Here is an 11,640-nt window from a genome sequence, read left to right as displayed (position 1 = left end):
CCAAGGCAGCGGACAGACTACCAACCATCTCCTGACAGCCGCAAATGTTTGGGAGTTCTCATACACAGCCAGCGCCGCTTTCTCCTCCTTTCCACGGCGCTGGCTGTTTTTGTTTGGTTCTCGCCGCCATCTCAGCGGCAGGGGATTATCCGATCAGCGCGTTCAGCTCAGATTCCTTTAATCTGGGCAGAGCGGAGACAGGGAGCATCATTTTCTCCATCCGATACAAGACCAGAGCGGGGCTCTGGTCTTTTTTTGCGGCAGAAGCCATAACACTGCGTGTAAAGGCATGAATCCTGTCCTTTTTGTAGAAAAAGATCAGCTGCACATGGCCGATGAACAGGGCAAACAGGGCTGTGCGCAGCTCCCGGGAGCCGAAAAGGAGGAGCAGGTCGCTCTCCTTTAAAAAGAGAACGTCTGCCCGGTCAAGAAACTGCAGGGCGGTCTGGCACAGGGCCTCCCGTTGCGGCCAGTAGGGCGCGGCCTGCGCCAGCCGGGGAAGATAGCAGCAGAGCGCCCCGGCATCCCGGGCGGCGGCAAGGGCCTCGAGGTGGGCCAGCCGCAGGGGGCTGTCCACCAGCCCGGCGGAGGAAAAGCAGAAGGCAGAGGAGCCCCGGAACGGGGCGGCCTCCAGCTGTTCTGGCCCAAGGGCCAGCCCGGCGGTGTGGGCACGGTAGGGCAGAGCGGTGTCTGCTCCGGTGAACACCACCGGTGTGGGGAAGGCATCCGTGAAGCAGAGCAGGGAGCAATCAACACCATCCCCGGCAAGCCGGGCCGCCAGCTTACGGCCAAAGGGGTCGGCTCCCAGCTGGGCCAGCAGAGCCGCCTGCCCGCCCAATGCGGCGTACTGGCGGCAGAAGTCTGCGCCCCAGCCGCCGGTCTGCGCCCGGAATATCTCCGTCAGCTCCGGAGCCGTGGCGGCGTTCAGCTCCAGCCAGACTTCGCCCAGACATAAAACGGACATGTGCACCCCTCCCTCCGCAAATAAAAATCGGGTTACAGTATACACGATTTGCCCACCGGATGCAACCGATCCGGGGCGAATCCTGACGGAGTGGAAGAGCCCGCGAGCAGGAAAGGCTCGATTTTACAAAGACCACCTGTTTTTTACCAATGCCTGTTTTTCATTGCCCAAGGTTTACCTAAGATTTGCTTTACCATGGTTTCCCCTCTTTCTCCGAACGGGTACAATAGAACCGTTCCCAAGATACATTGCAACAGGGCCCGGGAGGGCTCAGGATAAGAGAGGAATTATCGTATGAAAGAACATAAAATGTCCCGCCGCAACTTCCTGAAAGTGGGTGCTGTGGCATCTGCCGCCGGTCTGATGACTGCTGCCCCCGTGGCTGCAAACGCTGCCGCTCCGGCTGCTTCCACCGCAGCTGACGAGGAGAACTGCTTTGGCCTGTTCCAGAAGAAGCCCAAATACATCTTCCTGTTCATCGGCGATGGCATGGGCACTGCCCAGATCCAGTCTGCCCGGTTCTATCAGGGCACTGTCACCAACAACGGTGCCATCACCGAGGCAGAGCTGAGCTTTACCCAGTTCCCGGAGGTGGGCAGCGTGACCACCTACGACAGCACCTCCTTCTGCCCGGACTCCGCTTCCACTGCCACCTCCATCGCTTCCGGCAAAAAGACCGAGAGCGGTGTCATCAATATGTGCCCCTGGACCCGTGATGTGCCCTATGAGACCATTGCAGAGAAGCTCCACAAGCAGAAGGGCTACAAGGTTGGCATCGTTTCCACGGTGAACATTGACCACGCCACCCCTGCTGCCTTCTATGCACACCAGAAGACCCGCAAGAACTACTATCAGATCGGCGTGGAGCTGGCAAACTCTGGCTTTGAGTATTTCGCAGGCGGCGAGTTCCAGAAGGTGAACGGCGATGGCACCGGCCCCAACAACCACGAGGTGGCTGCACAGGCCGGTTACAATGTTGTCACCACCCAGGCCGGTGCTGCTGCCCTGAAGGCCGGGGCAGGCAAGACCCTGATCATTGCCGAGAACCTGGCCGACGGCAAGTCCATGAACTACGCCATGGATGCCGCTCCGAGAGAGTGGCAGCTGACCGACTATGTCCGCAAGGGCATTGAGCTGCTGGACAACAGCAACGGCTTCTTTATGATGGTGGAGTCCGGCAAGATCGACTGGGCCTGCCACGCCAACGATGCCGCTGCCTCCATCCATGATGTGATCGAGATGCACAACGCGGTGCAGGCCGCTGTGGAGTTCTACGCCCAGCATCCCGATGATACCCTGATCCTGGTGACCGCTGACCACGAGACCGGTGGTCTGGGCATTGGCTACAAGACCACCAACTACGATACCTTCCTGACCAATCTGGCCCACCAGAAGATGTCCTACGCAAAGTTCGATTCTACCTATGTGAACAACTACGTGAAGAATCAGACTCCCTTTGAGACCGCTATGCAGGACGTGAAGGCAAACTTCGGCCTGACCCTGCCCACCGACCCCGACGCCGCCAACGCAGGCAAGCTGCTGCTGACCGACTACGAGGTGGAGAACCTGCGCACCGCTTACGAGCGCACCCTCAAGGTTGGTTCTTCCAGCCAGAGCAAGATGAGCCAGCAGGATTACGAGCTGTACGGCACCTACATCCCCTTCAGCATGGCCATCTGCCACACCATCAACCACAAGTCTGGTGTGGACCACACCACCTACGCCCACACCGGTGCCATGGTGAACCTCTACGCCCGTGGTCAGGGTGCAGACAAGTTCCGCGGCGTGTATGACAACACCGAGATCTTCCACAAGCTGGCTGAGCTGACCGATGTGCAGTAATTGACCAGAGCTTTTGTACCCCAAAGCCCTCCGGGACGAGACGCACCGGAGGGCTTTTTGTATAGGCCCGGAATTGTGCACCCCCGCCAAAAATCTGCCCCGCGAATTGGGAAAGATGATGGGAGTTGTGGTTGCAATGGGCCGGAAAAAGGCATATAATAAGACCATCAACAGAGTAAGGCCATGCGCGTTAAGTGCCGCATCAACGGGGAGTTGTGCTGCGGACGAAGGTAAGACCCGCGGTGCATGGCCTGCATCCCGCTGCTGCATGGACTTGGGTGCAGATGGGGCCGTCTGCGGCCCCGTCTGGATGTGAACCGTTGAATCACGCCCTCCTTTGTGCGGTTTGTCACAGGGGAGGGCGTTTTGCATTGCCCGCCCCGCGGTTCCCGAAACAGGGGAGGACAATTGATATGAACCATTCCAGAAATTCCGTCCGCAAGCTCACCATGCTGGCCCTGCTCACTGCCATGAGCATCGTGTTTGCCCGGGTGCTGAGCATTTCCACCGGCTTTGTCCGGTTCAACCTGGGCAGCCTGCCCACCCTGCTGGCCGCTGTGCTGTTCGGGCCGGTGGAGGGCTTTGCCGTGGGTGCGGTGGCCGATATGATCGGCGGCACCCTTTCCGGCTACGCCATCAATCCGCTGATCACGCTGGGGGCAGGCTCCATCGGCCTGACGGCGGGCCTTCTCTGGCGCGCCCTGCCCAACCTGCGGCTGGGCCTGCGCACCCAGATCAGCGTGTTTGCCGGCCATGCGGTGGGCTCCATTGTCATCAACTCGCTGGCACTCCACCTCTTCTATAACTATCCGTGGAGCGTGCTGGTGACCCGCATTCCCAACGCGCTGGTCCTGGCGGCGGTGAACACCGTGCTGGTGCGCCTGCTGCTGGAAAACAAAACGATCCGAGGCATTGCACAATGAACTATGAAGAAGCGCTGAATTATATCCATGCCGTCCAGTGGGCGGGGCACAAGCCGGGCCTGACCCGCACCCGGACCCTGCTGGCCGCACTGGGGAACCCGCACGAGCAGCTGAAATTCATCCATGTGGCGGGCACCAACGGCAAGGGCAGCACGGCGGCCATGCTGGCCTCCTGCCTGCAGGCGGCGGGTTACCGGGTGGGCCTGTATACCTCGCCTTTTATCAACCGGTTCAACGAGCGCATTCAGGTAAACGGCCAACAGATCCCGGACGAGGCGCTGGTGCGGCTGGTGGAGCGTGTGAAGCCCGCTGCCGATGCCATGACCGATATCCCCACCGAGTTCGAGATCATCACGGCATTGGGGATGCTCTGGTTCGCTGAGACGAAATGCGACATCGTGGTGCTGGAGGTGGGCCTGGGCGGCACGCTGGATTCCACCAACGTCATCGACCCGCCGGAGTGCGCGGTCATCACGGCGCTGGGCATGGATCATGTAAAGGAGCTGGGCCCCACCCTGGCCGATATCGCATCGGCCAAGGCGGGCATCATCAAGCCGGGCAGTCCGGTGGTGAGCTATGGCGGTGTGCCCGAGGCCGATGCCGTCATCGCCCGTACGGCGGCAGAGCGGCACGCGCCGCTGACTGTCGTGGATCTCAGCAGGCTGACCATCGAGGACGGGGATCTGGATGCTGTCACCTTTGATTTTGACGGCCTGAACGGCATCCGCCTGCCCCTGATCGGCAGCTATCAGCCCCGGAACGCCGCCACGGCCATTACGGCCCTGCGGGTGCTGCGCAGCCGGGGCTGGAACATCCCGGACAGCGCCATCCGTGCCGGTCTGGAACAGGTGCGCTGGCCGGGCCGGTTCGAGCTGCTGCGGCATTCGCCCGTCTTTTTGCTGGATGGCAGCCACAACGCCCACGGAATGCGGGCCACCGTGCAGAGCCTGCGGGACCGCTTTCCGGGGCAGAAGTTCGTGTTCCTGCTCAGCATCATGGCGGATAAGGATGTGGACGAGATGCTGACACTGCTCCTGCCGCTGGCCGGGCAGTTCGTCACCGTAGCGGCCCATACCCCCCGCGCCATGTCCGCCGAGACGCTGGCCGAACAGATCCGCGCCCGGGGCGGCAGGGCCGAGCCTGCTCCCACCATTGAAGCCGGTGTGGCCCGGGCGGTCGCCCTTGGGGGCACCGGCCCCGTGTGCGCGCTGGGCACGCTCTACTTCTCCGGCGATGTGCGGGAAGCGTTTGCAAAATTGAACCAGTAAAGAAGAGGGGCTGCGGCACACGGGAAAAACCGGTGCAGCAGCCCCCTTTTTGCGGACTGGCTTACAAAAAAATGCCCCGCTGTTTTGTGATGCACAGAACAGCGGGGCAGTATCATTTATGGGGCGGGAATGTGCTCAGGAGATGCGCTTCGGCTCAGGCCTTGCCTGCGCAGCCGAACAGCTCGATCTTCTCCTTGCACTTGTCAACGATGGCCTGAGCGCCGGGAGCCAGCAGCTTGCGGGGGTCGAAGCCCTTGCCCTGCTGATCCTTGCCAGCCTCGATGTACTTGCGGGTGGCCTCAGCAAAGACCAGCTGGCACTCGGTGTTGATGTTGATCTTGGAAACGCCCAGGCTGATGGCCTTCTGGATCATCTCGTCGGGGATGCCGGTGCCGCCGTGCAGGACCAGAGGAATGTTGTTGGTAGCCTTGTGGATGCGGTCCAGAGCCTCAAAGTCCAGGCCCTTCCAGTTGGCGGGGTAAACGCCATGGATGTTGCCGATGCCGGCAGCCAGGAAGTCGATGCCCAGATCGGTGATCTTTGCGCACTCAGCGGGGTCTGCGATCTCGCCAGCGCCCACAACGCCGTCCTCAACGCCGCCGATGGAGCCGACCTCGGCCTCGATGCTCAGGCCCTTGGAGTGTGCCAGAGCGACCAGCTCCTTGGTCTTTTCCACGTTCTCCTCGATGGAGTAGTGGCTGCCGTCGAACATGATGGAGGAGAAGCCGGCCTCAACGCAGGCCTTGCAGCCCTCGTAGGTGCCGTGGTCCAGGTGCAGGGCAACGGGAACGGTGATGCCCATGGTCTCCACCATGGAGCTGACCATGGCGGCAACGGTCTTGAAGCCGGTCATGTATTTGCCTGCACCCTCAGAGACACCCAGGATAACGGGGCTCTTCATTTCCTCGCAGGCGGTCAGGACTGCCTTGGTCCACTCCAGATTGTTGATGTTGAACTGAGGCACACCGTAGTGGCCATCGCGTGCCTTGATCAGCATTTCGGTTGCATTTACCAACATTATTCATTACCTCCGCAAAATCATTTTGGGGTGAAAAAGCCGTTTTGGATACAAGATTGCGCATCCTTTAACGAACCTAAGGGTAGTATACCCCAATTACAGGATAAAATCAAGGCGGTTCCCGCGGCGTTTTCAACACAAATTCACATTGGGCATTTTGATGTTGGAGATTCTGGCAAAAACCACTGGATCTCCCTTCAAAAAATTGTCATAATTCCGACTTGAATTTTACAAAAAGTACGGCGAAAAGTTTGCGTGTCGAACCCGGACGGTTAAAAACTCGGTGGAAACTGTGGAATTCCACCCGGAAAGTGGGCGTACAAACTTGATTTTTGAACATTTTCCACCGGGTTTTCAACATGTGGAAAAATTGGAGCCGAATTACCGATTGTATAGCCTGCTGAATGTGGAAAACTTTTGCCTTCGGCAAACATTGCGAAGAATGCCGGGGTATGCTATACTTTAGAATGTATCAGTGTCAAAATATAGTAAAACTGAAACAGAACGAAACCATGGCGCGGCTCAAACGGCCCGCCTTGCCATAGAATGGAAGGAGAACACATCAATGGACGAACAGAAAATGCCGCGCCGCCCCCGCCGCAGCAGCACGGAGGAGCAGCCCAAGAATGAGAGCCTGGTCTACGGCAAAAACCCCGTGACCGAGCTGCTCAAGAGCGGTTCCGGCGTGGATACCGTGCTGATCGCGGAGGGTATGGCCCCCGCCGTGGCAGCTTACTATACCGCCATGGCCAAGGAGGCCGGGGCCACGGTCAAGCGGGTGCATCCCAACAAGCTGCGCCTGATGACCGGCACCGAGAGCCATCAGGGCGTGGCCGCCTTTGCCAGCGAGATCGAATATGTGACCGTGGAGGACCTGCTGAACGTTGCCAGAGAGAAGGGGGAGCCCCCTTTCCTGGTGCTGAGTGACGGCATCGAGGACCCCCATAATCTGGGCGCGGTGATGCGCTCTGCTCTGCTGTGCGGAGCCCACGGCATCGTCATCCCCAAGCGGGGCGGCGCGTCCGTGACCCCCACCGTTATCAAGTCCAGCGCCGGTGCGGCCGAGCGCCTGCCTGTGGCCCGCGTGGCCAACATCGGCGAGACCATCCGCCGCCTGAAGGATCAGGGGGTGTTCGTCTACTGTGCCGATATGGACGGTGTGCCCCTGCGCAAGAACAACCTGACCGGCCCCATCGCACTGGTGCTGGGCAGCGAGGGCAGCGGTGTATCCCAGCTGGTGAAAAAGCTCTGTGACGGTGTGGTGCGGCTGGATATGGCCGCTCAGGGTACCGGTGTGGACAGCTTCAATGTTTCGGTGGCGGCTGGCATCATCCTGTACGAGATCCAGAGCCAGCGCGCCGCAGAGTAAGAAACAGCGGCCAGACCGCCGTGACCAGAACAGGGAGGGACTAGGATGCCAAAGGATGATAAGCGCAAAGAGCTGACACAGGAAGAAATCGATGCGCAGAACGAGAAGTTCCGCACGTTTTTCAGCACCAGCGTGGCACAGGTGCCCGAAGAGATGAAGCGCCGCGATGAGGAAAAGGAGAATACCGGCAGCCTGCTGGGCAAGCTCTTTCACCGCGAAAAGGACAAAGAGGAGCCTGCCGCTGCCCCGGCCGTGCAGAATGAGCTGCCGCCCACGGGTGAGATCGTGCTGGGCCATGAGGAAGAAGCCGAGGCCGGCCTGGAGCTGGCATTGGAGCCCGGAGAGCTGGAGGAAGCAGAGCCTGTGGCTCTGCCCACCGCGCCGGAAGCCCCCGCAGCGCCGAAGCCGGAACCCCGGCCCGCACCCCAGCCCGAGAAAAAGCCGGAGCCGCCCCGCCGCCGGGAACCCCTGACCCCGCAGGAGCAGCAGGAGGATGCAGAGATGGCCGAACTCAAGGCCATGCTCTATGGCACCCCCAAGCCCGCCCCGGTGGAGGAGGTGCAGGATGCCCCCGAAGAGGTGCTGGCCGTGGAGCCGGAAGCTCCCGCAGCGCCTGAGGGCCCGGCCATCCCCATGGTGTTTGCCGAGGATCAATCGGTAAAGCAGGCGAAGTCTGCTCCGGAAGCCTCCCCAGAGGTTGAGCCGGAACCGGAAAAGGCGTTCCAGTTCTTTGGCAAGGGCGCGGACGAGAACGAGCCGCAGGCCCCTACCCGCACCGAGGCCCCCAGCAAGGACGACAGCATGAGCCTGCCGCTGATGGGGCTGGAAGAGGACGAAGCACCCGCCCGGCCTGCCGCCCCGGCAGAGGAGGCCCCGGCCCAGCCCGCTGAGGAAGCGGCCCCTGCCGCGCCGGAGGCTGCGGAGAAGCCTGAAGAGGAAGCCGAGCCGGAAACGCCCGAGCAGGTGGGAGAGAAGCTCCGCCGGATGGGCGCGGAGCTGACGCTGCGGTGTGTGCTGGAGGGCATCCTTGCCGTGGTGCTGCTCCACTTTGGCCTTGTTGCCGAGGGGCTGCTGGCCCCTGTGGCCTCCCTTGACCCCGTGATCGCCCCGGCGGCGTTCTATGCCGCCAACCTGCTCTTTCTGGCCGGTGCGCTGGCTGTGGGCTGGCCTGTCCTGCGGGATGGTCTGCAGGGCCTCAAGGGCCGTCCCAGTGCAGACACCATGCCGGCGCTGGCCGCCTGCGGTGCGCTGGTGCAGGCTGCGGTCGCCCTGCTCAACGCCCAGAGCTATCAGAACTCCAGCTGGACGCTGCTTTCCGGCGTGGCCGCACTGGGCCTGTTCCTGGCCCTGTTGGGCAGCCGTGTCCTGCTGACTGCCGTCAGAAACGGCTATGACCTTGCCGCCCGATCCCCCGAAGGGCTGCAGGGCGCATTCCGCGTCCGGGATAAGGACCTGATCCGGGTGCTGGCCCGGAGCCTGGATCAGAAAGACCCCTGGGTGCTGCTCAGCCGCCCTGTCCAGTGGGACGAGGCGCTGGTGGAGCAGAGCTTCGGGGAGCGCGCCAGTGAGCGCCGCGCCCGCAAGACAGCCCTGATCCTGCTGGGTGCCGCTGTGCTCAGCGGGCTGGTGTTCCTGCTGTTTGGCGGCGGGCCCAACGGCATGGCCGCAGCCCTGACCTCCATGCTCTGCATGGGTGCACCGCTGTCCTCCACCCTGGTTGCGGGCATCGCTTCTCTGCGCCTGCAAAAGACCGCAGCCGCCGCCGGTGCCGTTGTGCCCGGCTGGGCCGCCATTGAGGAGCTGGGCGGTGTGGACACCGTGCAGGTGGATGCCGACGAGCTCTTTACCGCCGACAGCGTGAATCTGGAGGATATCCGCATCTTCAAGGGCGGCCGCATCGACCGTGCCATCCTCTATGCGGCCAGCATCCTCAACCACAGCTGTGAGACCCTGCGGGGCCTGTTCCGCCAGATCATCGAGGATCGCACCGAGATCCTGTACCCTGTGAAGGATCTGGAGGTCCACCACGGCTTTGGCTTTGCCGCCTGGTGCGATAACAACCGGGTGCTCATCGGCAACCGGCTGTACATGGAGCGGGAGGGGGTGCCCCTGCCTGAGCAGGAGTACGAGGATGAGCACTCCCAAAACGGCGCGCTGCAGATCCTGTATCTGGCTGTTTCTGGCAGTCTGCACGCCATGTTCGTGCTCCACTATGTGGGCGGCCGCAACGCCGCCCGCGGTCTGGAGGTGCTGCAGCGGGAGAACATCCGCCTGCTGGTCACCTGTGAAGACCCCAGCCTGACGGCCCGCCACATCACCGAGGCTTACCATCTGCCCGAGGGAATGATCACCCTGCTGGATCAGGAGCAGTGCAGCGCGCTGACCCCTGCCCAGCCGGACGAGACGGCTCGCTGCTGTATGCTGCATGATAAGGGCTTTGCCAGCCTGATCGGCGGCCTGCGCGCGGCGGAAAAGGCCCAGAACGCCGAGACGAGCGCCACCACGGTGCAGATGGTCTCGGTCTGGTTCTCGGTGGTCATCGGTGTTCTGCTGACCTACGCGGGCAGCATCGGCACCCTGTCGGTGGCCGCTGTCCTGATGTATCAGGCGGCATGGAGCGCTTTGAGCATTGCGGTCTGTGCCCTGAAACAGCACAACTGAAAATAATTCATAAAATGAAATCGTACAAAAAGAAGCGGCTGTCGTGTCAGCCGCTTCTTTTTGTTGCAATTGCGGACAAAGTGTGTCATACTTCTACCCAGAGTTTACGGAAAGAGAGGGGAGCCCGCTATGTCATACCGTGCCGCGATCTGTGATGACAGCACGACCGATGCTGAATTTGTGGGGAGCATTCTGCACCAGTGGGCCGCAGAGCGTGGCATTGAGGTGGAGAGTGAGCGCTTTGCCTCGGCGGATGCCTTTCTTTTTCGCTACGCAGAGGACAAAAGCTTTGACCTATTACTTCTGGACGTGGAAATGCCGGGCACGGACGGTGTGACGCTGGCCAAAACGGTGCGGCAGGAGAATGAAGCCGTGCAGATCGTGTTCATCACCGGCTACTCCGATTACATTGCCGAGGGCTATGACGTGGCCGCCCTCCACTACCTGGTGAAGCCGGTCAGCCGCGAAAAGCTCTTTGCTGTTCTCGACCGTGCCTGGGAAAAGCACCGCTGCAACGCCCGGTGCCTGAACCTGGAGCTTTCCGGCGAGCTGGTGCGCCTGCCGCTGTATGAGGTGCGGTATCTGGACGTGCACCAGAATTACGTCACGGTTCATGCCAGGCAGGATTACACCGTCAAGCGGACGCTTGGTGAGTTCGAGGCCCAGCTGGACGAAGGCTTCCTCCGGGTGGGGCGGGGGATGATCTTGAACCTGAAACAGATCCGCCGTGTGACCAAAAAGGAAGTCGTGCTGGCCGATGGTACCGCCCTCCCATTGCCCCGGGGTGCCTATGAGCCCCTGAACCGGGCAATCATTGAGAGGACTTAATGATGAAACTTAAATTCTTTTCAAAGCTCCTCGATAAACGCATCGCCGCTTACCAGCGGGAGCTCATCGAGACCCACTACAAAGAGGTGGACAACATGTACCGCCAGATGCGGGGATGGCGGCACGATTACCGGGGACACATCCAGACCATGAAGGTGCTGGCGGCACAGGGGGATCTGGACGGCATCAAAGCCTACCTGGATGCATTGGATACCGACCTGAACACTGTTGATCTGGCTGTAAAAACCGGCAACGCCATGGCTGATGCCATCATCAACAGCAAGATCTCCCTTGCCAAGAGCCGAAATATCCCGGTGCAGATCGATGCCCATATCCCGGTCAAACTGAAAATGAGTGAGCTTGACCTCTGCTGCATCCTGGGCAACCTTTTTGATAACGCCATGGATGCCAGTGCGGAGCTGCCCGAGGAGGAGCGGCTCATCCGGGTATATATGGATATGAAGGGCACACAGCTCTATATCTCCTTCACCAATTTCACGGCAACTAAAAAGCAGAAAAAGCTTGCGGGCCGTTTTGTCACCACCAAGGGCGAGGGCCACGGCTTCGGGCTGGTGCGCATTGATGCCATCGTGGAAAAGCTGGATGGCTACCTCAGCCGCAACAGCGAGGATGGGGCATTCACGACGGAGATATTGATTCCACAGGTGTAAACCTCTCAGGCGCTCCGCGCCAGCTCCCCTGATTGGGGAGCCAAGTTCACGCTGCTACTGGCTTGCCTCTCCTACTAGGAGAGGTGGCAATGCGAA

Annotated in this window: 9 protein-coding genes and 1 riboswitch; of the genes, 7 read left to right on the top strand and 2 right to left on the bottom strand. The window is 60.9% G+C overall.

Annotated features, from left to right (window positions below; all coding sequences use genetic code 11):
- Nucleotides 1-145: 145 nt before the first annotated feature.
- Entirely contained in the window at nucleotides 146-964 is an 819-nt protein-coding gene (locus tag MTP42_RS12375; RefSeq protein ID WP_249257454.1) for a PfkB family carbohydrate kinase, read from the bottom strand.
- A 294-nt stretch (nucleotides 965-1,258) separates the two neighbouring features.
- On the opposite strand from MTP42_RS12375, the gene MTP42_RS12370 reads away from it, so the two are divergent.
- From MTP42_RS12370 to MTP42_RS12360, 3 genes are all read left to right on the top strand, one after another.
- A complete protein-coding gene (locus MTP42_RS12370) occupies nucleotides 1,259-2,806 on the top strand; it encodes an alkaline phosphatase (protein ID WP_249257453.1) in 1,548 nt (515 codons plus the stop codon).
- 169 nt (nucleotides 2,807-2,975) lie between these two features.
- Nucleotides 2,976-3,072, top strand: a riboswitch (THF riboswitch).
- 147 nt (nucleotides 3,073-3,219) lie between these two features.
- Nucleotides 3,220-3,729, top strand: coding sequence for a folate family ECF transporter S component (locus MTP42_RS12365; RefSeq protein ID WP_005935200.1), 510 nt, complete (start codon nucleotides 3,220-3,222; stop codon nucleotides 3,727-3,729).
- Complete coding sequence (locus MTP42_RS12360) at nucleotides 3,726-4,997, top strand: bifunctional folylpolyglutamate synthase/dihydrofolate synthase (RefSeq protein WP_249257452.1); 1,272 nt, start codon at nucleotides 3,726-3,728, stop codon at nucleotides 4,995-4,997. Before MTP42_RS12365 ends, MTP42_RS12360 begins: the two co-directional genes overlap by 4 nt.
- 154 nt (nucleotides 4,998-5,151) lie before the next feature.
- Here the strand turns inward: MTP42_RS12360 and fba are convergent, their stop codons facing one another.
- Nucleotides 5,152-6,015 carry a class II fructose-1,6-bisphosphate aldolase gene (fba, locus tag MTP42_RS12355; RefSeq protein ID WP_097771599.1) on the bottom strand — a complete coding sequence of 288 codons (864 nt, stop codon included), beginning with the start codon at nucleotides 6,013-6,015 and terminating at the stop codon, nucleotides 5,152-5,154.
- A 565-nt stretch (nucleotides 6,016-6,580) separates the two neighbouring features.
- On the opposite strand from fba, the gene rlmB reads away from it, so the two are divergent.
- The 4 genes from rlmB (at nucleotide 6,581) to MTP42_RS12335 (ending at nucleotide 11,544) form a co-directional block, all read left to right on the top strand.
- Nucleotides 6,581-7,384 carry a 23S rRNA (guanosine(2251)-2'-O)-methyltransferase RlmB gene (gene rlmB / locus MTP42_RS12350; RefSeq protein WP_005935208.1) on the top strand — a complete coding sequence of 268 codons (804 nt, stop codon included), beginning with the start codon at nucleotides 6,581-6,583 and terminating at the stop codon, nucleotides 7,382-7,384.
- Between the two features lie 45 nt (nucleotides 7,385-7,429).
- Nucleotides 7,430-10,045 (top strand): cell envelope biogenesis protein OmpA, encoded by a 2,616-nt coding sequence (locus tag MTP42_RS12345; RefSeq protein WP_249257451.1) that lies wholly within the window; start codon nucleotides 7,430-7,432, stop codon nucleotides 10,043-10,045.
- Nucleotides 10,046-10,174: 129 nt separating this feature from the next.
- On the top strand, nucleotides 10,175-10,873 hold the full coding sequence (locus MTP42_RS12340) for a LytR/AlgR family response regulator transcription factor (protein ID WP_249257450.1): 699 nt from the start codon (nucleotides 10,175-10,177) through the stop codon (nucleotides 10,871-10,873).
- A complete protein-coding gene (locus MTP42_RS12335; protein ID WP_097773315.1) occupies nucleotides 10,873-11,544 on the top strand; it encodes a sensor histidine kinase in 672 nt (223 codons plus the stop codon). Before MTP42_RS12340 ends, MTP42_RS12335 begins: the two co-directional genes overlap by 1 nt.
- The last annotated feature ends 96 nt before the right edge of the window (nucleotides 11,545-11,640 follow it).

Source organism: Faecalibacterium sp. I2-3-92 (assembly GCF_023347315.1).
Classification (GTDB): Bacteria; Bacillota; Clostridia; order Oscillospirales; family Ruminococcaceae; genus Faecalibacterium; species Faecalibacterium duncaniae.
This window is presented reverse-complemented; position numbering and strand designations above follow the sequence as displayed.